We start from the raw sequence: 23,925 nt of genomic DNA, 5'->3' as shown, positions 1-23,925 counted from the left end.
CGAATTGGTAATTTTATTAAAAATATTTAATTCAACTTAGACGTATGGAGGTTTTTCTTATGAAAAAAATAATTTTGGATTGTGATCCCGGGCATGATGATGCACTGGCTATGATGCTGGCAATTGCATCGCAGGATATTGAACTTCTTGCAGTTACTACATCGGTGGGGAATCAGACACCACAGAAAACTTTGAAAAATGCGATGCGTTTGCTGACTTTGATGAAACAACAGAATATTCCCGTGGCAGGTGGCAATCAAAAACCTTTGTTAAACGAACTGATTATTGCTGATAATGTACATGGAGAAAGTGGATTGGATGGTGCGGTGCTGCCGGAACCGGATTTTAAAGCACAGGATATGACGGCAATTGAATTGATTGCTAAAACTTTGCAGGAAAGTAAGGAATTGATTACTCTCGTAGTTACTGGACCGATGACGAATGCGGCCTTATTTCTTGCTGTATATCCAGAGCTTAAAACCAAGATTGAGCAGATTGTATTTATGGGCGGTGCTATGGGACTGGGGAATTGGGCACCATCTGTCGAATTTAACATCTTTGTTGATCCACATGCCGCTAAAATGGTTCTGGGTTCTGGCATACCAATCGTTATGGTACCACTAAATGTTACACATAAAGCACAAATTTTAAAATCGGAAATTGCAAAAATTCATGAAATCGGAAATCCTGTGGCGGATGTTTTTGCCGGTTTGCTTGATTTTTTTGAACGGTATCATGAAGACCCAAAATGGGGATTTAAAGGTGCGCCATTACATGATCCCTGTACAATCGCATGGCTTATAGATCCAACGATATTTCAAGAAAAATTTTTAAATGTAGAGGTTGAAGTGGATGGAGCACTTACGCAGGGGGAAACCGTGGTGGATTATTATGACTTGAGTTATCGCCAGAAGAACTGCAAGGTTTTGCTCGATATTGATCGTGATGCATTTATTAAAATGCTCATGGATGCTCTGAAAACGTTTCATTCGCAATGAAGAATATGTGAAAATGAAGTGATTTTTGTTTAAAAAGAAACAGAGGCACTGTCCCGAAGTGGGGCAGTGCCTCTGTGGCTGTCAACCGATAAAATTAGTATACCATATTTATTTGTCCAAATACTGTTTTTTCATTAAAAAATAAAAAGGAATACCAATAATGAGACCACCGAGACCAATTAGAATTTTCTCTAAATCGGATTGGACAAGCAGCCAAACACTTACAATGACGGAAATGAGTGGAATAACGGGTCCAAAGGGAAGGCGAAGGGAACTTTTTTCTGTGGGATTTTTCTTGCGAAGGACAATAACGGCCAGACAGGTTGGGAGATACTGGGTAAATCTCGATACCACACTGATGGCTGCCAGCTGAGTAAAGGAGCCAGAAAGTGCAATGAAAATCGTCAAAATTGCTGAAAAAGCAATGGCTACATAAGGTGTGCCATATTTGCTGTATCTTGAAAATACAGGTGGCAGTAATTTATCATCAGCGATGGCTACAATGTTTCGTGGTGTTAAAAAAGAAGCAGCAATATTGATGCCGCCAATTGAAATCAACGTACCGGCCGTTACAAGAATGCCACCAACTGGGCCCAGAAATTCAGAGGCTGCAGTGGCAATCGGTGTCTGTGTATTGGCGAGCGACGTGCCTAAAATGCCGATCGAAACTGCCTGAATGGAAAGGTAAAAAGCTGAAACAATCAGCATCACGACAAGAATTGCTCGCGGCAGGTTCTTTTTTGGATCATCCATATCTTCAGCGGCAGAGGAGATGGATTCAAATCCGGTAAATGCATAAAATATGAGTAATGCCGCTGCCCCAAACGAGCTGGTTTCAGTTACTTGAGTGGTAAAAAACGGGGTAAAATTTCCACCGTTGATAAAGAAAATACCGACACTGATGAAAAGGAGCAGTGGCAGAATTTTCCCAATCGTAACAATGTTATTGAGAATTTCTGATAATTTTACACCCAGAATATTAATAATGGCAAGAAACGTAATTAAGGCAATGATAATACTGTTTTTGTAAATAGGGCCACTGGCTATGGGCCATACGGCTGAGAGTGCAGTGACAAAACCATTGGCCATTGTGGCCCAGGCAATGATGCTGACCGCTGCTTTCATGAAGCCGACTTCAAAACCCACAAAATCACCAAAAGCGGCTTTTGCATAGACATAAGGGCCGCCGTTTTTCTTGAAGAGGCCGCTGAGTTCGGCAAAACATAATGCCATTGAAATTGCTAAAATCATATCAAATAAAATCACAATTAGTGAAAATGAACCGGTCAATGCGTAAGCTTTATTCGGCAGTAAAAAAATACCGGAGCCAATGATCGCATTGATTCCTAATAAAACAATGCTCCAAAAACCAAATTTGTTTGTACTCATAGAATCACCTGTTTTCTTTAAGATTTTTCAAGTAAGAGCTTAAATAATTTACGCATATCTTGATTTACACCAGACAGCATTTCTGGATGCCATTGGACAGCTAGGATAAAGGAACCTGTTTCTTTTTCCATTGCTTCAATAATACCATCGGCAGCGGTTGCTGTAATTTTAAATCCGGGTGCTAGGTCTTTAACTGACATATGATGGAAGGAATTGACTAAGGTTTGTGAGCCGAAAATTTCGTAGAGATATGAATCCTTTTCAATTTTCACCGAATGTGAGACTTGCGTTGGTGTGTGTCCCTGCGAATGTTTGATATAGGACCCTTCGGATAAAGAACAGTCCTGATATAAAGTTCCACCACAAGCTGTATTGATGATTTGAATGCCGCGGCAGATGCCAAGAATTGGTTTTTTCATTTCGAGTGCATATTTGATGAGTGCCAGATCGAAGGTATCACGCTGCGCGAGGGTCATGCCAAGCAGATGATGTGGTTCTTCACCGAATAACAAAGGGTTCACATCATATCCACCAGAAATAACGAGTCCGTCAATACATGCAAGTTGTGCTTTGATGATTTCTTCATTGGTATTTACAGGGATAATCAAAGGAATACCACCTGCGTCGAGGACGGATCTTACATAGTCGTGATTTACATAAGCTCTTGGATAACCTGGGAACATACCGCCTTCATCAAACATGATGCTGCCAGAGATTCCGATAATTTTTTTCATGGGTATTTCACTCCTTGGTTCGATGTGTAAATTGAATGAATGGATTTTTAATTCATTATATAGCATCATAATACATTTCTTTAAAAAAATAAATAGTAAAAATACATGTTTAGTCAAGCTTTTTTTGGATGGCTTTATTGAGCATGATTTGTAGAATTTCAGCATCGGTTTGGGTCATGCCCTGGCAGGCTAATTGACCAAGGTTTTTAATGGATTGATCGACATTTTCATCGACGATTCCTTCATTACCGCTTACTCGTGTTTCATCAAGCGCCATCAGGACTGCTTTGTAGGCTGAGGCAGCAGATGTGGATACTTTCATCGCACAGCTGTTTGACGCACCATCACAGATCATACCAGCTACATCTCCGATCATATTTGAAATTGCCATGTTCACGTAGATGATATCGCGTTTTAAAAGCCAGGCCATGCCGGCGGCAGCACCCATCGCGGCGGTTGTGACAGCACATAAAGCTGATAATTTTGGCAGCTTATCATGAATATAGATCGCGGTCATATGTGATAAAATAAGGGCTCGAATCAATGTTTCACGATCTACCTTTAGATATTCAGCCACCACAACTACAGGCATGGTAGCCGTTATTCCCTGATTCCCTGAACCGGAATTTGTCATCGCCGGGAGGTTGGCTCCGCCCATCCGAGCATCGGAAGCAGCCGTTGTCCGCATGAGGAGTTGAGTCAAAAGACCGTCGGGCAGGAGTCCTGTTTCAATTTGACGATTCATGGTCGCACCGATATGCAGACCATAGGTTCCGCGCATCCCTTCAGCTGATAATGAGATATTGAGATTAGCCGCATCGTGAATAAAATCAATTTGTTCAATGGGAACTTCTGTGGCAAATTCAAAAATATCCTCCATTTGCAGGTCAGATAAGGAATACACAATGGGTTCGACTGTATCATCTTGCTCAGTAGAAGCTTCAAATAAAGTCAGATCATTTTTTTCGATTTTAATGATATTGGTATGCGTGTCAGCAATTGTTACTCTTGCCCATTGCTTACCATGAAATACCTGAGCTTGTGCGAAGAGGATATTGGGGACATCAGCGATTGAAAGTTCGACACGATGTTCTTTGACCATACATTTTGCATCGGCAATTTGTTTTTCTGTGAGTGTCTTTAAAACTTCAAGCTGCCCTTCCGGATCACCACCGATAGCTCCTACGGCTGCGGCAATCAATAAACCTGTAGTTTCTGTGCCGGGAACGGTTACGCCCATACCGTTTTTCATGAGATTGGCTGATACCTTTGCTTGGATTTTTTCTACAGGCAAGCCTAGGGTTTTGGCCGCTGTCGCTGCAGCTAATGCCAGTGAGATTGGTTCCGTACAGCCGAGTGCGGGAACGACTTCTTTTTTGATGACTTTAATCAATTCGCTCCATTTCAAATTATGGTTGATCGATTTTCGATGCATCATTGTCATACCTCCTGTGAATTTATCGACATTCATATGTAAGAAAAAAGCTTAAAGGGGTTAAATCTTTAAGAGGTCTAATTCAATTTTTTATACTGTTTATTTTTTATCTATGAGATGTAATTTCTTTAAGGTATTATATATGTCTAGTAATCATATAATTTCATATTCTAAATTGCAATATAAATCTAACAGAAAAGAAAATTATGGAAAAATTTCATTGTAATCAAATAAAAACGGCTTATAATAAAATTGAGTCTATATTAAGTTGCATTAAATGTTCTATATCCCATGTTTGGCAGACTGATAGGCTAGATGTAATTTCTTTAATGCATTATATATAATGAAATTTAAATGAGGTGAATTTATGATTGATTTCCATAAACGGATAGTAGCTTTTCTTGCTGTGCTGGCAATTTTTTTGCTAGGTTATACAGCAACATCGCTTGCTGGAGGAGATGTTACTGTAAAAACGACGGCCAGTGAACCGACAACAACCTGGGCAGTAGAAAATATGCCAGAAGCAGATCGACAGCATTATGCAGGGGAATTTTGGCGCCTTGATGCAGAAGATAATGAAGATCTGCCAAAGAATTTTCGTACGAGCCTGGATACAGTAGGAAAAGTAAATGGTATTCTGCCGGATAGTACGGGGATGGATAAATTGAAAATATCTGGTAGCGGTCAAATGTCAGAGTCGGGTATGGAGGGGTTGCTGGAAACCATAAGGACAAAAACAGATGTTCCGATTTATATTGTCGATCTGCGTCAGGAAACGCATGGATATTTGGATGGTACAGCTGTGAGCTGGTATGGTAAACGTAATTGGGGAAATATTGGTAAAAAAACAGAGGATATTATCAAGGCGGAATCGGTTCTTTTGCAAGACGCACTAGCTGTGGATACAAATGTGTATCCTTTAGATAAATCAAAACATAAGGCGGAAGATGCGGCGATTACTTTTACACCACTGGAAACAAAAACGGAAGCGGAAGTTGCGGCAGAATATGGTGCGAACTATTTTAGAATTACTTCGACGGATCATATTTGGACAAGCCCGGAAAATATTGATCGTTTCATCGCTTTTTATAAGACTCTGCCAAATGATGTGTGGCTGCATTTTCATTGTATGGCTGGAGAAGGTCGAACCACCACATATATGGTTCTTTATGATATTTTAAAAAATGGCAAAAATGTTTCTCTTGCTGACATTGCGGCTCGTCAGTATGTTATTGGCGGCATTGATATCATGGCAATGAATGAATCAAACAAAATGACTCATTCAGCTGCACCGGTGACTGATACAGCAATAACTAGCTGGAAGCAGAGCTTTGGACAAGAACGTACAGAAATGATACCTTTGTTTTATCAGTATGTTCGCGAAAATCCAAAACTAGATATAAGCTGGTCGGAATGGCTTCGCCGTGAGAAAAAAACAGTATGATCGTTTCTTGCTGCTGGAGCATTTATACAAATAAATACATCATGAAAGGAAAAATGTACTTTCTGAAAATACTGAATGTAAAATATTCATATTAAAACACGAAAAAAATGATATTTTTCTTGACTATTGTATAGGTTGCGGAATATAATGTATACATTGTATTTCCGGGAGAGAAATATATACACTTTGTCAAATATCGTAAGGGGATGTATATCAATGGCTGAAATTAAATTTGAAGCAACAAAAACTTTTAAGGAAAAACCAGATGTATCCAGCATCGGTTTTGGAACACATTTTTCCGATTATATGTTTGAAATGAATTATAATCGCGAAGACGGATGGCATGATCCTAAGATTGTACCATATCATGATATTTCCGTAAGTCCGGCTAATACAACACTTCATTATGGGCAGGCTATTTTTGAAGGTATGAAAGCATTCCGGCAGCAAGATGGCAAAATCGTTATTTTCCGCACGTTGGATCATTTGAATCGTTTAAATAATTCAGCACGGCTTTTAGATATTCCAAATGTTGATATCAATACGGTTCATCAGGGATTAAAAAAATTGATTGAAATTGAAAAAGAATGGGTACCAGCTAAGATTGGTCAGAGCCTTTATATCAGACCATTTATATTTGCAACGGATCCTTATCTTGGTGTCAGTGTCAGTGATACATATAAGTTATTGATTATCCTTTCGCCAGTAGCCGCTTATTATGCACATGGTTTTGCACCAGTCAAGATTATGGTTGAAGATCATTATGTACGTGCAGTACCGGGGGGGCTTGGTGAGGCTAAGACACCAGCAAATTATGCAGCCAGTCTGCATGCAGGGCTTGTGGCGCATGAAAAAGGGTATGATCAGACATTATGGCTTGATGGCGTAGAACGTAAATATATTGAAGAAGTCGGGTCCATGAATATATTATTTAAAATTAAGGGAGAGATCGTTACACCGTCGCTTTGCGGGAGTATTTTAGGTGGGATCACGAGAAAAACGGTACTTGCTGTAGCTAAAGAGTGGGGCATACCAGTTTCCGAACGACGTATTACGATTGATGAAGTTTGTGAAGCTTATAAAAATGGCGAGCTTGATGAAGTTTTTGGCTCTGGTACAGCAGCGGTTATCTCACCAGTCGGACTGCTTAGTTATAAAGGACAGGATATGATTATCAATGAAGGTAAAATTGGTTCGTTTTCCCAAAAAATGTTCGATCATATAACGGGATTGCAAAGTGGACTTATAAAAGATACACAAGGATTTATTGAAGGAGTAACCAAAATATAATTTCCCCAAAAGTCTCTCGATCATTGCGAGAGGCTTTTTTTTGAAAAAAACAAATAAAATACGACTTTTATCCTATGGAAATTGCAAATAATTGTGGATTTTTTTTTCGGGTGCAACTTTTTAAAAATATCAGCTGATAACAAAGGATTTTGATATTTGAAAAGAGAATAGAAAAAAGAGGTGTAGTAAAGTTGTAAGAAAGATAAATTGAGGAGTTTTGTATATGTCGTTACAATTAAAAGGATTATTATCAACCATTAGTCTCCTTGATTTAGTCGATATCCTGATAGTAGCATTTATTCTCTATAAGCTATATGTCATGCTTCAAGATACCAGGGCCATTACGCTCGTCAAGGGATTGCTTGTTGTATTGGGGTTGACTATGGTCAGTAATTGGCTAGGTCTGCATGTAATTTATTGGTTGTTGCAAAAAACAGTAACTTTATTGTTTGTGGCGTTGCCAATCGTGTTTCAGCCTGAACTTCGCCGGACGCTGGAGCATCTCGGTCAGGGGAAGCTCTTTGGCAGGTCTGTACTGCTCAATGTGGAGGAAGCACGTTCTTTGGTTAATGAATTGGATCGGGCCGTTATGGTGTTGGCACAAAATAAAATAGGGGCGCTGATTGTTTTGGAACAAGAGACGGGCTTAAATGACTTTTGTGCGACGGGTATACAAATTGATGGTCTTGTCACTTCAGAATTTTTGATGAATGTTTTTATTCCCAATACACCACTACATGATGGTGCAGCGATTATTCGCGGTAAGCGGATGGTAGCAGCGGGTTGTTTGCTGCCACTAACGGAAGATCGGACACTCAGCAAAGAACTTGGAACAAGGCATCGAGCTGCAATTGGTTTATCAGAGCAGTGTGATGCTATTGTCGTGATTGTAAGTGAAGAAACGGGAACAATATCCATTGCTCAAAATGGGAAAATCTATCGTCATTTGGATTCTGAAAAATTAAAGCAAAGCCTGCAGCCGCTATTTGCACCGCAGCCAACCACGCTTAAAGGCGCTTTTGCGAACTGGAGGCATGGAAAATGATAAATCTTGTTCAAAAGAATTTACCAGCAAAAATTATTGCTTTGCTTGTTGCTATTGTTTTATGGTTTTTTGTTATGAGTGATCAAAATCCATCTATGGATAGCAGCTTTTCGATTCCGGTAGATATAGTAAATGCACCGGATGGCTATAAAATCAGCCGCAATGTGGATACTGTGACCTTGAAAGTCCGTGGAGCACGTTCCTTGTTTGCAACAACTTCTGCTTCGGATCTAAAAGCATATGTTGACTTAAAAGGTATCACGGAAGGCAGACATGCGGTGAAGATCCAGTCGGTATTGCCACCGGGGTTTGAACTCTTAGAAACATCGCCGGAGACCATTGCTTTTGCAATTGATAAAATCATACAAAAGCAAATTCCAGTTGAACTGGCTGTTGCGGGAGCACCTGAGACAGGTACGACAGTTGGGAAGGTTCTGCCATCAGTGCAGAGTGTTACCATTGAGGGACCAAGCAGCTTTATTGATACAGTCACGCGTGTTATTGCAAATGTGAATGTGGCAGGGAATCGGAGTGATTTTTCGGTTACAGTTCCATTGACTGCTGTTAATGCCGATGGCAAGGAAGTTGAAAGTGTAAAGATTATGCCGCAGTCTGTTGATGTAGTGGTTGCTATTGTAAAAGGAGTGGCTAAAAAAATGGTTGGCGTTAAGCCTGTTCTTGGTTCGGATTTACCAGCTAATTATGTTGTAAATGGAATGAAATTTGATCCGACCAAGATTGAGATTACTGGTGATCAAAAGCTAATTGATCCGATTAATTTTATTGAAACGGAAAAAATATCTTTAGCGGATATCATAAAACCAGTCAAAAAAGATGTAAAACTGGTTTTGCCGGCAGGAATTACAGTGACAAATGATACAATAACTGTTACTATTGATGTTGCAGAAAAAAAGTAATGGAATAAGGAGGGTACGATACGTGTTACGTATTATAAATTTTCATGTACCTTTTGACGATGAATCTCCATTGATGGACCTTGCAGCAAAACGGTTACAATTACCACCCCAAGCTGTGCTTGAGGTGGTAATTGTTCGTAAGGCTGTTGATGCGAGACGTTATAAAAACGCACCGATTTGTTTTGTCTATATAGTCGATGTAAAAGTGTCCGCGCCAGAAAAGAAAGTTTTGGCGAGATTGCGTGGGGACAAAAATGTAGAGACTGCCAAACATCCGGCAGGTGAGTCAGTAGAATATGGGAGCCAAATGCTTGACTGCAGGCCGCTGGTCATTGGTTTTGGACCGGCTGGTATGTTTGCGGCCTTGACACTTGCCAGACACGGCTACCGACCTTTAGTTTTGGAACGAGGTCGTGATGTTGACAGCCGAAGTCGGGATATTCAACATTTTTGGCAAAGTGGTGAATTGAATGAAAGTTCAAATGTGCAGTTTGGCGAAGGCGGTGCAGGCACCTTTTCAGATGGTAAGTTGACGACACGCATTAATGATCGTAAAATGATGGATGTATTAAAAATGTTTGTTGATGCCGGAGCACCGGAAGAAATTCTTTATTTACAAAAACCACATATTGGCACGGATTTACTAAAGACCATTGTGAAAAATATTCGTCAGGAAATCATTGCGTTAGGTGGTACGGTGAAGTTTGAATCGCTGGTAACGGATCTTGGTATCGAGGCTGAACAGTTAAAATATGTCATTGTAAATCATGAAGAAAAGATTTTTTGCAATGCAGCTTTAATGGGAATTGGTCATAGTGCCAGAGATACGTATACCATGCTTCATGATAAACAGGTCGCCATGGAGGCGAAAGCTTTTGCAATTGGGGTTCGTATTGAACATCCGCAGACAACAATTGATCAGGCTCAGTATGGGAATGATTCAAAAAGCCCAAGACTTGCAGCAGCCGAGTATGCCGTAACATTTCAAGATAAACAGACGGGCCGTGGAGCTTATTCTTTTTGCATGTGTCCTGGTGGTCAGGTCGTAGCTGCGACATCGGAAGAAAATCAGGTTGTGACGAATGGCATGAGCAATTATCAGCGTGCTTCAGGTATTGCCAACAGTGCTTTGCTGGTTACAGTTACGCCGGATGATTTTGGCACGCATGTTTTAGATGGTATAACGTTTCAACGTAAGTATGAAAAACTTGCTTTTTTGTGTGCAGGCAGCGATTATAAAGCACCAGTACAAACGGTAGGAGATTTTCTTAAAGGTACAAAGGGATCAATGGATTTTTTGACAAGACCTACATACAGGCCTGGGATAAAACCTGTTGATTTAAGGGAATGTCTGCCAGGGTTCGTTACTGATACATTGCAGAATGCACTGCCTTATTTTGGCAGTAAAATAAAAGGGTTTGATGATCCGGGCGCTGTGATGACGGGAATAGAAACACGTTCATCTGCACCGTGTCGAATTATTCGAAATCGTGATAATTTTGTATCCATCAATACGGGTGGGTTATATCCGATGGGCGAAGGTGCAGGCTATGCTGGCGGCATCATGAGTGCTGCGATTGATGGTATGAATGCAGCTTTTGCGTTTATGCGAATTTACAAAGCCTAAACGAAGATTATTTTGGATTGTAGAAAATAAAAAATTTATAGGTCTTGGGAAGAGATGAAGGGAGAATGATTCATGGCTAGACTTTTTGGAACAGATGGGGTGCGCGGTGAGGCGAATATTGATCTTACGCCGGAACTTGCTTATCGATTAGGCAGATCTGCTACGATACTTTTTGGTGAGGATACGCCGCATCAGCCAGTGATTTTAATTGGTCGTGATACGCGTATTTCAGGGCAGATGTTTGAATCGGCACTTGCGGCAGGAATCTGTTCAGCTGGTGGGAAAGCACTTATAGTGGGGGTTATTCCGACACCGGCAATTGCCTATTTAACAAAAAAATTAAAAGCACAGGCTGGCATTGTAATTTCGGCTTCGCATAATCCGTTTCAGGATAATGGAATTAAGTTTTTTGGCGGGAATGGTTATAAACTGCCAGATGAAGTGGAAGATAAACTGGAAGAACATGTACATGAAATTGAAGCTGGCAAACATCTGTTTAGACCAACTGGTGATAAAATTGGTACTGTTGAATATCGGCATGACTTAGTGCAGGATTATATTAATTTTGTTACAGGTACGGCTGATGATAGCTTTAACGGCTTAAAAGTAGTTTTAGACTGTGCAAATGGCGCAGCCTATGAATCGATGCCAACGGTACTTAAACGTCTTGGAGCGAATGTCATTGTAACGAATGCAAAACCAAATGGAGTCAATATCAATGCAGGCTGCGGATCGATGCATTTGGATACTTTGCAAAAAGCAGTACTTGAACATAAAGCTGATTTTGGGATTGCCCATGATGGTGACGCGGATCGTTGCTTATGCGTTGATGAAAAAGGTAATATTATCGATGGTGATCGCATTTTAGTTATGTGCGCACTGGAAATGATGAAAAATGGACGTCTTAAAGACAATACAGTTGTATCAACGGTTATGGCAAATATTGGTTTTCATCAGGCTATCAAAGCAGCGGGTGGACATGTTGAAGTGACTAAAGTTGGGGATCGTTATGTACTGGAAAATATGCTGGAACATGGATATAATCTGGGCGGTGAACAATCAGGTCACATCATATTCAGCGAGTTTAGTACAACGGGTGATGGTTTGATTACCGGCATACAGGTGCTTTGCTCGATTAAACGCAGTGGTAAAAAAGCATCGGAACTTTCTGAACTGATGACAAGTTACCCGCAGCTATTGGTAAATGTTCGTGTGGCGACAAAAGATGGATGGGAAGAAAATGGCGCTATTTGTAAAGCGATTGCTTCCGGGAATGATGAGCTTGGGGAAAGCGGCCGTATATTAGTTCGTCCATCCGGTACGGAATCTTTGATTCGTGTGATGGCAGAAGGTGCTGATCAAGAGCAGCTAGATGTGATTTGTCATCGTATCGCGGGGATTGTGAAAGAAGAACAAGGCTAACGAAAAAGTAAATGAGTCGTTCGAATAGAACCAAAAAGTATCTGTAGAAACAGGGGCTTTTTGGTTCTATTCAACGGTCATTCTTTTATTTGCAATCGAATCTAAAATGTGATAGTATATTTTCAATAGTTATAGTTTTTTCGCAGTGATGTGAAAAACGTAAGATATCCGATTACAGGCAATGAAGAAGAGAGTACATGTTTGGTGGCAGTTTAGAGATGAAATCCCTGGCTGAAAGATTTCTCTGTTTAGAATATGGAAAGTAGCTTTGGAGTTGCTGCATTGAACTTAAGTAGATGCAGCCGCAGATGCAGCGTTATGGCATTGGAGTTTTATGAGGCTTTGCTTTATAAAAAAACTTAGGTGGTACCACGAGAGTAGTCTCTTTCGTCCTTTGCGGATGAAAGGGATTTTTTTATTTGTATTTTATTTTAGGGAGGATTCTTTTTATGGAAGAAAGTAACATACCAAAAGTTTATGATCCACAATCATTTGAAAAAAAATGGTATAAATATTGGGAAGAAAAGAACTTATTTCATGCGGAGGTAGAAGCCGATAAAAAACCTTACAGCATCGTTATTCCCCCACCAAATGTGACGGGGCAGCTTCATATGGGGCATGCTTTGGATAATACGTTGCAGGATATCTTGATTCGCTGGCGTCGGATGCAGGGGTATAATACACTTTGGATGCCGGGGTGTGATCATGCTGGTATTGCAACGCAGGCTAAGGTGGAAGAGGCACTTCGTAAAGAAGGGAAAAGTCGTCATGATCTGGGGCGCGACAAATTTTTGGAACGCGTTTGGGATTGGAAAAATCAATTTGGCAGTCATATTACGATGCAGCTGCGAAGTTTGGGTTCTTCGTGTGATTGGGAACGGGAACGTTTTACAATGGATGAAGGTTGCTCAAAAGCCGTTCGTGAAGTATTTGTCAGCCTTTATAATAAAGGATTGATTTATCAGGGAACTCGCATTACGAATTGGTGTCCTCGCTGTAGTACCGCTCTCAGTGATATTGAAGTAGATCATGAAACCGAAGCTGGTCATTTCTATCATTTGCGCTATCAGGTCGAAGATACAGCTGAGTATGTTCAGATTGCAACAACGCGTCCGGAAACTATGTTTGGTGATACTGGGGTGGCTGTACATCCCGAGGATGATCGTTATAAACATCTAATTGGAAAAACTTTAATTTTACCGCTTGTCGGCAGAAAAATTCCTGTTTTTGCGGATGAATATGTAGATCCAGATTTTGGTACCGGAGCTGTAAAGGTTACGCCAGCACATGATCCGAATGATTTTGATATGGGTCAGCGTCATGGCTTGGAACAGATTGTTGTGCTGAATAATGATGCTACAATGGCAAGCAATACGGGCAAGTATGCTGGAATGGACCGATATGAATGCCGCAAACAACTGATTGCTGATTTAAAAGAACAGGGGTTTTTGATTAAAATTGAAGACCATGAACATGCAGTCGGACATTGTTCACGCTGCCATACTACGGTAGAACCGCTTGTTTCAAAACAGTGGTTCGTGAAGATGGAATCTCTGGCGAAACCGGCCATTGAAGCAGTAAAAAGTGGAGATATTCAGTTCGTACCGGAACGCTTTACGAAAATTTATACGAATTGGCTGGAAAATATCCGTGACTGGTGTATTTCACGTCAACTTTGGTGGGGACATCGTATTCCAGCTTGGTATTGTGATGATTGTGGTCAGACAAGCGTTGTAGGTGAAGATCTGACAACTTGTCCAAAATGCGGCAGTACGCATCTTCATCAGGATGAAGATGTTCTTGATACTTGGTTTAGTTCCGGATTATGGCCTTTCGAAACAATGGGCTGGCCGGATAAGACCCCTGAACTCAAGCAGTTTTATCCTACGAGTGTTTTAGTTACGGGATACGATATTATTTTCTTCTGGGTAGCACGCATGGTTATGATGGGGCTGGAATTTGGCAAGGATATTCCATTTAAACATGTTTTTATTCATGGGCTGGTACGTGATTCGCAGGGGCGAAAAATGAGTAAATCGTTGGGGAATGGTATTGATCCGGTTGAAGTAATCGACAAATATGGAGCGGATACATTGCGCTTTATGCTCATTACAGGCAATACGCCAGGTAATGATATGCGCTTTTACTGGGAACGTGTTGAATCAGCGCGGAATTTTGCCAATAAGTTATGGAATGCTTCTCGCTTTATGTTGATGAATTTAGAAGGATTTGATAAGAGTTTTGTACCGGAAAAGTCAGATTATACATTGGCTGATCAATGGATTTTGAGTCGTTATGCTAAAACTGTACAAGAAGTTACGAATAATCTGGAGAAATTTGAACTTGGTGAAGCTGGACGTACGATTTATGAATTTATCTGGAATGAATTTTGCGATTGGTATATAGAATTATCGAAAGCACGTCTTTACGATACCGAAGCTGTTAGGGCTCGCCAGACAGCGCAGTACGTGCTTGGTTATGTATTAGAACATACTTTGCGCCTTTTGCATCCGTTTATGCCGTTTATTACCGAAGAAATTTGGCAGCATATTCCGCATGAAGGAGAAAGTGTTATGGTTTCTCCTTGGCCAGCCGATGAAATGAGTAAAATTGACGATGCAGCAGAAACGAATATGACAGCGATTATGGAAACAATCAAGTCGATTCGGAATATGCGTGCGGAAGTGAAAGCTGTTCCAAGTAAAAAAAGTGCAGTGGTGCTTCATTTTGCCAGTGAAACGCTTCAAACTGTTTTTGCGTCAAATCAGGGTTATTTAACAGTACTTGCATCCGCACAGCCTATTACATTGGAATCACTGGCAGAGGGAAAACCAGAAAATGCTATGACTGCCGTTGTAAATGGTGTGGAAATTTATTTGCCGCTTAAGGGTTTGATCGATGTGGAAAAAGAAACAGCACGTCTTAATAAAGAACTGGATCTGTTGGACAATGAAATCAAACGTGTGACAGGTAAATTATCGAATGTTGGTTTTATTGGCAAAGCACCGGCAGAACTCGTGGAAAAGGAACGGGAAAAACAAAAAGGTTTTGAAGAAAAACGGTCAGCTGTCCAGGAGCGCTTAGTTTATCTTGCTACGTTGTAAAGGACTTGAAAATATGAATTATCAGGAAACATTACTGTATTTAGACAGTTTGAATACATTTGGTATAAAATTGGGTTTGGAACGAATTACAAGTTTACTAAAACGAATGGATCAGCCGCAGAATCGTTATAAAACGATTCACGTTACGGGGACCAATGGTAAAGGATCAACAACGAATATGCTTGCCGGTATTTTGACGCAGGCGAAGATCAAGACGGGGATGTATACATCCCCGCATCTTGTATCTTATACGGAGCGAATGCAAATTGATGGTCACCAGATTCGTGAAGCGGATTTTGCGAATTGTATCAGCCAGGTAAAGTTATGTGCTGACCAGATGGTTGCAGATGGCAATGAAAGCCCAACGCAGTTTGAAGTTTTGACGGCTGGCGCATTTTTGTATTTTGCTACTATGAAGGTAGAATATGCTGTCATTGAAGTCGGGTTGGGCGGGCTGCTTGACTCAACGAATGTCATTGTTCCCGAGGTATCTGTTATTACCAATGTTACCTTTGAACATGCCGATCGTTGTGGCGGTACGCTTGCGGGAATTGCTGCACATAAAGCTGGCATTATTAAAGAAGGTGTGCCTGTAGTAACGGCAGCTGATGGCGAAACATTGCAGATTATTCGTGAAACAGCTCATGCTAAAAATTCTGATATTTTTGTGGCTGGTGAAGATTTTTCAGCTGCTTTTATAGCGTTTGATGGGCACAAACAAAAATTAGCCTTTTCATCTCGCTTACTAGGGGCATCAGAAGAATATTTTTTACGGGTTTTAGGAAAGCATCAAATTGAAAATAGCTCTTTGGCGATTATGACAGCACTGTTAATTCATAATCAAGATAGCCGTGTAACTATGGAAGGAATTGGTCATGCACTGGATTTAGCTACTTGGGCGGGGCGTTTTGAGATCATGAATCAAAACAATCAGAAGATTCTCGTTGACGGAGCTCATAATTTGGCAGGTATGAAGGTTCTACGGAGTAATTTAGATTCCTATTTTCCGGCTCAGGAACGTGTTATTTTATTGGGAATTTTAAAGGATAAAGATGTGGACGGCATGATTGAGACATTAATTCGACCAATTGATACGGTGGTTGTTACAGAGCCAAGTTCGGACAGGGCTGCAATGCCGGATTATATTGCGAAAAAAATCAAATCGCAGCATGTAGAAGCCTATATTGATATTCCGGAAGCTTTGGCACGAGCGCAGGAACTTGCTGGAAGCAATCGTTTATTATGTATAGCGGGATCTTTGTATTTGATTGGTGAAGCCCGTCAATTGCTGTTAACAGAACAATAGTTTTTAGGGGAAAGGGAATCTTCCATTTTGACAGAAATTTTGTTGTTGGTTGATTTCCTTTTTGTCTTAGTGATAAAATAAATAATAAAAGGTGAGATCGTGAGTACATTGAAACAAGAGCGATTATTAGGTGATTTAGACCGTTTGATTTTTTATGCGATTTTGGCATTGGCATTTTTTTTGGCGTTATTTCCGGATTTGGCGACAGTTTCGCTTATCATAGGAAGTTTTTTTTGGTTTATTAAACTATATATCACCAAAGGAAAAACATTCAAAAGGACGCCGTATGATATAGCGATTGTTACTTTTGTTGTTATTTCAGGATTGTCCGTGTTTGTTTCACCAGACCCGGCTTTTAGCTTTTATAATTACTACCATCTTATTGGCCGTTATGTTTTTACCTATTTGCTCGTGGTTCAGAATATAGTTAAGATGCAGCAAATAAAACAGATTGTCTATGCACTTGGTTTATCCGCTGCTTTTGTTGTTGGCTATGGGTTTTATCAATCGATACATGGAATTGATATCAGCAGTATGAAATGGGTGGATGGGGAGGCTTTTCCAGAACTTAAAACGAGAGTCTTTTCAACGTGGGAAAATCCCAATATCTTAGCAGGCTATCTTGTTGTGATCATGTCGATTGTGTTTGGTCTGTTTTGTAAGTTGGCAGATAAAAAACAACGTGGGATTTTAACAGCATTTTTTTGCTTGCTTGGTATTTGCCTTGGCTTGACCTATGCACGCGGGGCTTGCTTGACACTAGCCCTGGTGATTGCTGGGTATGGGATTTTGCAGAATCGAAAAATACTAGCTGGTTTTATCGTATTAACCATTATGCTTTTGGCATTTGATACTGCTTTGTCTGAGCGGCTTTTATCCGTTTTTACGAAAGTAGACACTTCATCTGAAATGAGATTTGCTCTTTGGGAAAGTACGATGGCAATGATTTTGGATCATCCGCTTTTAGGGATTGGCTGGGGTTCGTATTGGATGGTGTATCCGGAATATGATTTTTATATTAATAATCCGGCAGTTCGAATCGTTCATGCCCATAACTTATATTTGAATTTTGCAGCAGAGATAGGTCTTGCTGGTTTTATGAGTTTTATGGTTTGTATGCTTGGCCATATGAGTTTGGCACTTTCGAATACACATCTAAGAGAATCAAAGTTTTTAAATGGACTATTGCTGGGGTGTGGCTTGGCGATTGTGTCTATTTTACTAAATGGTTTTACGGATTATGTTTTGTTTAATATTGAATCATCAATGCTGTTTTGGTTTTTGTGTGCGCTGATTGTGCTCATTACTCGACAATCGCTGGATTGAATATTTTGATTGGCAGCAATCTGAATGTTTGTTACCAAAACGTTAAAGGATTTTACAGTTTGATTACGAATAATACTATTTATGTATGTATATCGCGTTTATCTGAGGATAGTCGTTTGAGGAGGACTTGGTTTGAAGGGACAAATTGTAATATCGAAAGCGACAATTGATCGCTTACCCTTATATTTTCGTACACTTCGTTTAGCACAAGATGAAGGAATAGACATCATTTCATCGGATGAGTTAGGTCGGCGTTTAGGTATCACACCAGAGCAGATCCGCAAAGATCTAGCATCGTTTGGACAATTTGGTAAAAAAGGCGTAGGCTATTATGTGAACGAATTGAAACGCAATGTTGGTGAGATTCTGGGACTGGATAATCATTGGAATATTGCAGTGATTGGTATTGGGCATTTGGGTGCAGCTTTGGCAAATTATCAAAACTTTGTCACTTTGGGGTTTAACCTTGTGGCACTTTTTGATCAAGATCCCGGCGTAATCGGATCGACGGTCAACCATGTGAAGGTTGAAGACATTATGAATTTAGACGAGATTATAAAAGAGAGAAACATTCATATTGGTATTATTGCTGTTCCGGCGGCTTTTGCTCAAGGGGTAGCGGATAAACTTGTTGCCGCCGGTGTACGCGGAATTTGGAATTTTGCTCCAATCAAAATGAAAGTTCCAGATTTCATGCATATTGTAAATGAAGATTTATCTGTGGGGCTTAGCAGTCTGTCTTACCATATTACGAGAAAATAATCATAAAAATTTTGCCAACTGATTTTTCTGAAAAATTAGCGTAAACCTAGGAAAAACAAATAAAGCTTGAACAAAATTTCACAAATGCAGAAAATAAAAATAAAAAATGCCGTCAAGAATACGTAGTGTCTATCTTGACGGCATTTCTTTGTAGTGGTATGCTTGTCAATGGGATATAACTAATACATGTTGTTATTATAATCTTTAATTATAAATATCTACGAATGATTTATAATTTATTTATGATTAATTGATGTGTTTTATCTCGGATTATGTATAATATATTGTGTTAGTGAAAAGATTACAGGCCAATATTTTTGACCTACCGAGGGAGGATTTTATCAATGATTGATATTCTCGATCGTGTGCGAAATACCGCATTGCATGCGAAGATCGTTAGTGCCGAAGAAGCTGCTGCTTTCATTAAGCCTAATATGAACGTTGGTACAAGTGGATTTACCCCAGCAGGGTATCCAAAAGCAGTTCCTTTAGCATTGGCTAAACGAATGGAAAAAGAACCATTTCAAATCAATTTATGGACGGGCGCATCTGTTGGTAAAGAACTAGATGGTGCTTTGGCAAAAGTCCATGGTATCAAAAGACGTATGCCATATCAGACCAATAAAGATTTGCGCGCTCAAATCAATAATGGTGAAGTACAATACTGTGATTTGCATTTAAGCGAATCCGCACAACTGGCACGTTATGGCTATATGGGTGGAAAAATTGATGTAGCAATTGTTGAAGCTTGTGCGATTACGGAAGATGGCAATATAATCCCTACAACTTCGATGGGGAATGCAGCTTCTTATGTTCAGACTGCGGATGTAGTCATTGTTGAAGTTAATACATCACAGCCAATTGAACTGGAAGGTATGCATGATGTATATGTTCCACTTGATCCACCACACCGTTTACCGATTCCTGTTGTAAAACCAAATGATCATATCGGCACACCATATATTCCATGCGGTTTGGATAAAATTAAATACATAGTAGCATGTGATATAAAGGATGATGTTCGTCCATTTGGTGAAATTGATGAAAATTCACATAAAATATCACAGTACATTATTGATCTTTTCCATAAAGAAGTAAAAGAAGGCCGTTTGCCTGCAAATTTACTCCCAATACAATCTGGTGTTGGTAATGTTGCCAATGCAGTAATCAGTGGATTTGTTGATTCAGATTTCACCGATCTTTCAGTGTATACGGAAGTTATTCAAGATGGTATGTTTGATTTGATTGATGCTGGCAAGCTGAGCTTCGCATCGGGCACCTCTTTATCACCATCACCAACAGGTTTAGACCGTTTTTATAATAATATAAAAAAATATCGTAAAAAATTACTGCTTCGTCCACAAGAAATTGCGAATAGTCCGGAAGTAGCACGTCGTATCGGGATTATTGCGATGAATACAGCAATTGAATGCGATATTTATGGTAATGTAAATTCAACCCATATTATGGGTACAAAAATGATGAATGGTATCGGCGGTTCAGGAGATTTTGCTCGTAATGCATATTTAACATGTTTCTTCACAGCATCAACGGCAAAAGATGGTCTTATTTCTTCGATCGTTCCAATGTGCTCACATATCGACCATACAGAACATGATGTAGATATCATTGTTACGGAACAGGGACTTGCTGATTTGCGCGGGTTGAGTCCGAGAGAACGTGCCCGTGTTATCATCGAAAATTGTGCACATCCAGATTATAAACCAATGCTTATGGACTATTTTGAAAGAGCTGATAAGGCCACAAAACATGCCCATACTCCTCACTTGCTGAAGGAAGCATTATCATGGCATGAAAGATTTGTAGAAACAGGTACAATGAAGCAATAAGGTAGGAGGCAAAAATTATGAGTAATGATAAAGTAAAAGCTGACTTGGCTGCCTATGAAGCCAAAGTAGAAAAAGCAATCGCGAAATTCCCGGAACGGGCTAATATTCCAAAACAACGTATTTATACACCGCTTGATATTCAAAATACAGATTATGCCGATGAAATCGGATTCCCAGGGGTATATCCTTTCACTCGTGGCGTACAGCCGACGATGTATCGCGGTCGTTTCTGGACGATGCGTATGTATGCAGGGTTTTCCACGGCCGAAGAATCCAACAAACGGTATCGCTATTTGATTGAATCCGGTGCTACAGGTCTTTCCTGTGCATTTGACTTACCAACGCAGATCGGTTATGACTCCGATGATGATATCTCGGAAGGTGAAGTTGGTAAAGTAGGGGTTGCTATTGATTCGTTAGCAGATATGGAACTTCTGTTTGATAAAATTGATCTTGGCAAAGTTTCGACTTCCATGACAATCAATGCCCCGGCATCGGTACTACTTGCCATGTACATAGCCGTTGGTGAAAAACAGGGTGTGAGTGCAGATCAACTAAAAGGAACCATTCAAAATGATATTTTAAAAGAATATTCAGCTCGTGGAACGTATATTTTCCCACCAAGACCATCCATGCGTTTGATTACAAATATCTTTGCTTATTGTTCAAAAAATGTACCAAAATGGAATACAATTTCCATTTCTGGTTATCATATTCGTGAAGCTGGTTCAACCGCATCACAGGAAATCGCCTTTACAATTGCCGATGGTATTGCATACTGCGAAGCTGCTATTAAAGCAGGCCTTGATGTAGATGCATTTGCTGGACGTCTTTCGTTCTTCTGGAATGCGCATAACAATGTGCTCGAAGAAGTTGCGAAATTTAGAGCATCCCGTCGTGTATGGGCAAAAGTAATGAAAGAACGTTTTAAAGCTAAAAACCCTAAATCCTGGATGCTGCGTGTTCATACACAAACAGCCGGTTCGATGCTGACAGCACAACAACCAAACAATAACATTGTTCGTGTTGCTCTGCAGACAGCAGCAGCTGTAATGGGGGGCACACAATCCCTTCATACAAATTCACGTGATGAAGCCTTAGCACTTCCTACGGAAGATTCCGTAATGGTTGCACTTCGTACACAGCAGATTGTTGCGTGTGAAAGCGGACTGGCTGACGTAATTGATCCACTTGCCGGCTCTTACTATGTAGAAGCTTTGACAAACAAAATCGAAGCCGAAGCATGGGATTACATCAAAAAAATTGACGAAATCGGCGGAGCTGTTTCGGCAATTGAACAAGGATATATCCAAAAAGAAATCCAAGACAGTGCCTATCAATGGCAGATGGATGTTGAATCCGGTGCGAAAACAATTGTTGGCGTAAACAAATTCCAAGTTGAAGAAAAACCAGTTGAAGGTTTACTTCGCGTCGATGCTTCTGTTGGCGTAAAACAGAAAAAACATTTGGCTGAACTTAGAGCAAAACGCGACAATGCAGCGGTAAAAGAAGCACTTATAGCCCTTGAAAAAGCATGTAAAGATGAAGAAGAAAATCTTATGCCGCATATCTTAACAGCTGTTAAGACCTATGCAACACTTGGTGAAATTTGTGGAGTAATGCGCAGCGTGTTCGGTGAATATGTTGCCCATGTGAATCTGTAATTAATAGTAAGAGTTGGAGGGACAAATACGATGGAAAAACGTATTAGAGTATTAGTAGCAAAACCGGGCCTTGATGGTCATGATCGTGGAGCAAAAGTGGTAGCACGTGCACTTCGTGACGCAGGTTTCGAAGTAATATATACAGGTCTTCGTCAGACCCCGGAACAGATTGCTGAAGCAGCACTGCAAGAAGACGTAAACGTAGTAGCAATGAGTATCTTATCGGGCGCACATGCGCATATTTTCCCTAAAGTTGTAAATTTACTTAAAGGAAAAGGGATGGATGATGTGCTGGTTGTTGGCGGCGGTGTTATTCCTGAAAGTGATATTCCGGCTCTTAAAGCAGCAGGAATTGCGGAAGTATTTACACCAGGAGCAACAACGGGAACAATCATAGATTTCATTAAAGAAAACGTAAAATAATTGTCATATGAGGTGATGGGTGCTCTTCGGAGTGCCCGTATCGCCGAAGGTGGTGCAACATGGATATAGCACAAGAATTACTAAATGGTTCAAAACTTGCTTTGTCGCGTGCCATTACCGCAATCGAAAATGAGCACGACGATGCAGTAGACATCATGAAAAAGTTGTATCCGCATACAGGAAACGCTTTTGTATTTGGAATAACGGGACCACCCGGTGCAGGTAAAAGCACATTGACAGATAAACTCGCCAGAGAATATCGTTTAATGGGTAAAACCGTAGGCATCATAGCAATTGACCCGACAAGCCCATTTTCGGGCGGCGCAATTTTAGGCGATCGCATTCGGATGAATGATCTTACATTAGATGAAGGTGTATTCATTCGCAGTATGGGAACGCGAGGCAGTCTCGGCGGCTTATCACGCAAAACGGCAGATGCAGTGAAAGCAATGGATGCATTTGGTAAAGATATTATCTTTATTGAAACCGTAGGTGTAGGTCAGTCAGAGGTAGACATTGTCAAAGCAGCCGATACAACCATGGTTGTACTGGTACCTGGTCTTGGTGATGATATACAAGCCATAAAAGCTGGGATCTTAGAAATTGGTGATGTATTTGCCATCAACAAAGCCGATCATGAAGGTGCGGACCGGCTGAATGTTGAACTCAATATGATGCTTGACCTTGGCGGCATGACGAAAGATTGGCGACCACCAATCAAACAAGTTGTGGCCAATCAGGGACAAGGTGTGAAGGAACTCATCATAACAATTGAAGAGCATTACGCGCATTTGAAAACGACAGGGCAGTTGACTACGAGACGTACAGAACGCACGAAAAATGAAATGCTGGATATCCTGAAAAATGGAATCGGCACGTATATTACAAATCATATTACGGCATCCGGGCAGTTTGACCAGTATGTAAAAGATGTAGAAGACCGGAGAATTGACCCATATAGTGTCGTAAATGATCTATTAAAAGGTATGCTAAAATAAAGGCGGCTTTGTATCGGCCACTTGAAATTGTTAGTTTTTGAGGAGGATCTTTATAAATGTTTAATGTTGACAGAGTAGACCATATTGGTATTGCTGTTGCTGATCTGGCAGAAGCAAAAAAATTCTATACAGATATTCTTGGACTTAAAGCAACAGGCGAAGAAATTGTTGAAGAACAAAAAGTAAAAGTT

19 protein-coding genes and 1 other annotated feature are annotated in these 23,925 nt (G+C 40.3%); of the genes, 16 read left to right on the top strand and 3 right to left on the bottom strand.

Annotated features, from left to right (window positions below; translation table 11 throughout):
* Positions 1-59 precede the first annotated feature (59 nt).
* The gene (gene rihA, locus BMY14_RS07305; RefSeq protein ID WP_091830552.1) at positions 60-998 is read left to right on the top strand and encodes a pyrimidine-specific ribonucleoside hydrolase RihA; all 939 of its coding nucleotides are present in this window, start codon (positions 60-62) and stop codon (positions 996-998) included.
* A 108-nt stretch (positions 999-1,106) separates the two neighbouring features.
* Here the strand turns inward: rihA and BMY14_RS07300 are convergent, their stop codons facing one another.
* The 3 genes from BMY14_RS07300 to BMY14_RS07290 form a co-directional block, all read right to left on the bottom strand.
* Positions 1,107-2,387, bottom strand: a complete 1,281-nt coding sequence (locus BMY14_RS07300; protein WP_091830550.1) for an APC family permease — start codon at positions 2,385-2,387, stop codon at positions 1,107-1,109.
* A gap of 17 nt (positions 2,388-2,404) precedes the next feature.
* Complete coding sequence (locus BMY14_RS07295; protein WP_091830548.1) at positions 2,405-3,121, bottom strand: gamma-glutamyl-gamma-aminobutyrate hydrolase family protein; 717 nt, start codon at positions 3,119-3,121, stop codon at positions 2,405-2,407.
* A 109-nt stretch (positions 3,122-3,230) separates the two neighbouring features.
* On the bottom strand, positions 3,231-4,559 hold the full coding sequence (locus BMY14_RS07290; protein ID WP_091830546.1) for an L-cysteine desulfidase family protein: 1,329 nt from the start codon (positions 4,557-4,559) through the stop codon (positions 3,231-3,233).
* A gap of 364 nt (positions 4,560-4,923) precedes the next feature.
* On the opposite strand from BMY14_RS07290, the gene BMY14_RS07285 reads away from it, so the two are divergent.
* The 15 genes from BMY14_RS07285 to BMY14_RS21015 form a co-directional block, all read left to right on the top strand.
* The gene (locus BMY14_RS07285; protein WP_091830545.1) at positions 4,924-6,000 is read left to right on the top strand and encodes a protein-tyrosine phosphatase family protein; all 1,077 of its coding nucleotides are present in this window, start codon (positions 4,924-4,926) and stop codon (positions 5,998-6,000) included.
* Between the two features lie 216 nt (positions 6,001-6,216).
* A complete protein-coding gene (locus BMY14_RS07280; protein WP_091830543.1) occupies positions 6,217-7,290 on the top strand; it encodes a branched-chain amino acid aminotransferase in 1,074 nt (357 codons plus the stop codon).
* Positions 7,291-7,513: 223 nt separating this feature from the next.
* Entirely contained in the window at positions 7,514-8,335 is an 822-nt protein-coding gene (gene cdaA / locus BMY14_RS07275) for a diadenylate cyclase CdaA (protein ID WP_019554482.1), read from the top strand.
* Entirely contained in the window at positions 8,332-9,252 is a 921-nt protein-coding gene (locus tag BMY14_RS07270) for a CdaR family protein (RefSeq protein WP_091830541.1), read from the top strand. Before cdaA ends, BMY14_RS07270 begins: the two co-directional genes overlap by 4 nt.
* A 22-nt stretch (positions 9,253-9,274) precedes the next feature.
* A complete protein-coding gene (locus BMY14_RS07265) occupies positions 9,275-10,879 on the top strand; it encodes an NAD(P)/FAD-dependent oxidoreductase (RefSeq protein ID WP_091830540.1) in 1,605 nt (534 codons plus the stop codon).
* Positions 10,880-10,951: 72 nt separating this feature from the next.
* A complete protein-coding gene (gene glmM / locus BMY14_RS07260; RefSeq protein ID WP_091830539.1) occupies positions 10,952-12,301 on the top strand; it encodes a phosphoglucosamine mutase in 1,350 nt (449 codons plus the stop codon).
* A gap of 172 nt (positions 12,302-12,473) precedes the next feature.
* Positions 12,474-12,699: a binding site (T-box leader), on the top strand.
* Positions 12,700-12,750: 51 nt separating this feature from the next.
* Entirely contained in the window at positions 12,751-15,405 is a 2,655-nt protein-coding gene (locus tag BMY14_RS07255; RefSeq protein ID WP_091830537.1) for a valine--tRNA ligase, read from the top strand.
* A 13-nt stretch (positions 15,406-15,418) separates the two neighbouring features.
* On the top strand, positions 15,419-16,711 hold the full coding sequence (locus tag BMY14_RS07250) for a bifunctional folylpolyglutamate synthase/dihydrofolate synthase (protein ID WP_091830778.1): 1,293 nt from the start codon (positions 15,419-15,421) through the stop codon (positions 16,709-16,711).
* A gap of 99 nt (positions 16,712-16,810) precedes the next feature.
* Positions 16,811-18,037 (top strand): O-antigen ligase family protein, encoded by a 1,227-nt coding sequence (locus tag BMY14_RS07245; RefSeq protein ID WP_091830535.1) that lies wholly within the window; start codon positions 16,811-16,813, stop codon positions 18,035-18,037.
* A gap of 132 nt (positions 18,038-18,169) precedes the next feature.
* Complete coding sequence (locus tag BMY14_RS07240) at positions 18,170-18,799, top strand: redox-sensing transcriptional repressor Rex (protein ID WP_019554489.1); 630 nt, start codon at positions 18,170-18,172, stop codon at positions 18,797-18,799.
* Positions 18,800-19,143: 344 nt separating this feature from the next.
* Complete coding sequence (scpC, locus tag BMY14_RS07235) at positions 19,144-20,649, top strand: succinyl-CoA:acetate CoA-transferase ScpC (RefSeq protein WP_091830533.1); 1,506 nt, start codon at positions 19,144-19,146, stop codon at positions 20,647-20,649.
* A gap of 17 nt (positions 20,650-20,666) precedes the next feature.
* Entirely contained in the window at positions 20,667-22,313 is a 1,647-nt protein-coding gene (locus BMY14_RS07230; RefSeq protein ID WP_091830531.1) for an acyl-CoA mutase large subunit family protein, read from the top strand.
* 30 nt (positions 22,314-22,343) lie between these two features.
* A complete protein-coding gene (locus tag BMY14_RS07225; protein WP_091830529.1) occupies positions 22,344-22,736 on the top strand; it encodes a cobalamin B12-binding domain-containing protein in 393 nt (130 codons plus the stop codon).
* 59 nt (positions 22,737-22,795) lie between these two features.
* Positions 22,796-23,734 (top strand): methylmalonyl Co-A mutase-associated GTPase MeaB, encoded by a 939-nt coding sequence (meaB, locus tag BMY14_RS07220; RefSeq protein WP_091830525.1) that lies wholly within the window; start codon positions 22,796-22,798, stop codon positions 23,732-23,734.
* A 56-nt stretch (positions 23,735-23,790) separates the two neighbouring features.
* Positions 23,791-23,925: VOC family protein (locus tag BMY14_RS21015; protein ID WP_177177511.1), on the top strand; the 135-nt coding region annotated here is incomplete at its 3' end.

This window comes from Propionispira arboris, assembly GCF_900109225.1.
Classification (GTDB): domain Bacteria; phylum Bacillota; class Negativicutes; order Selenomonadales; family Selenomonadaceae; genus Propionispira; species Propionispira arboris.
Note: the sequence above shows the minus strand (reverse complement) of the source record. Positions and strands in the feature narration are given on the sequence as shown.

What these genes read in the sequence shown, in the direction of transcription:
- BMY14_RS07250 (WP_091830778.1), top strand. Translation starts at nt 15,419, where the DNA reads ATGAATTATCAGGAAACATTACTGTATTTAGACAGTTTGAATACATTT.
- BMY14_RS07300 (WP_091830550.1), bottom strand. Translation starts at nt 2,387, where the DNA reads ATGAGTACAAACAAATTTGGTTTTTGGAGCATTGTTTTATTAGGAATC.
- BMY14_RS07295 (WP_091830548.1), bottom strand. Translation starts at nt 3,121, where the DNA reads ATGAAAAAAATTATCGGAATCTCTGGCAGCATCATGTTTGATGAAGGC.
- BMY14_RS07230 (WP_091830531.1), top strand. Translation starts at nt 20,667, where the DNA reads ATGAGTAATGATAAAGTAAAAGCTGACTTGGCTGCCTATGAAGCCAAA.
- cdaA (WP_019554482.1), top strand. Translation starts at nt 7,514, where the DNA reads ATGTCGTTACAATTAAAAGGATTATTATCAACCATTAGTCTCCTTGAT.
- meaB (WP_091830525.1), top strand. Translation starts at nt 22,796, where the DNA reads ATGGATATAGCACAAGAATTACTAAATGGTTCAAAACTTGCTTTGTCG.
- BMY14_RS07285 (WP_091830545.1), top strand. Translation starts at nt 4,924, where the DNA reads ATGATTGATTTCCATAAACGGATAGTAGCTTTTCTTGCTGTGCTGGCA.
- BMY14_RS07270 (WP_091830541.1), top strand. Translation starts at nt 8,332, where the DNA reads ATGATAAATCTTGTTCAAAAGAATTTACCAGCAAAAATTATTGCTTTG.
- BMY14_RS07280 (WP_091830543.1), top strand. Translation starts at nt 6,217, where the DNA reads ATGGCTGAAATTAAATTTGAAGCAACAAAAACTTTTAAGGAAAAACCA.
- glmM (WP_091830539.1), top strand. Translation starts at nt 10,952, where the DNA reads ATGGCTAGACTTTTTGGAACAGATGGGGTGCGCGGTGAGGCGAATATT.
- scpC (WP_091830533.1), top strand. Translation starts at nt 19,144, where the DNA reads ATGATTGATATTCTCGATCGTGTGCGAAATACCGCATTGCATGCGAAG.
- BMY14_RS07255 (WP_091830537.1), top strand. Translation starts at nt 12,751, where the DNA reads ATGGAAGAAAGTAACATACCAAAAGTTTATGATCCACAATCATTTGAA.
- BMY14_RS07290 (WP_091830546.1), bottom strand. Translation starts at nt 4,559, where the DNA reads ATGATGCATCGAAAATCGATCAACCATAATTTGAAATGGAGCGAATTG.
- BMY14_RS07225 (WP_091830529.1), top strand. Translation starts at nt 22,344, where the DNA reads ATGGAAAAACGTATTAGAGTATTAGTAGCAAAACCGGGCCTTGATGGT.
- rihA (WP_091830552.1), top strand. Translation starts at nt 60, where the DNA reads ATGAAAAAAATAATTTTGGATTGTGATCCCGGGCATGATGATGCACTG.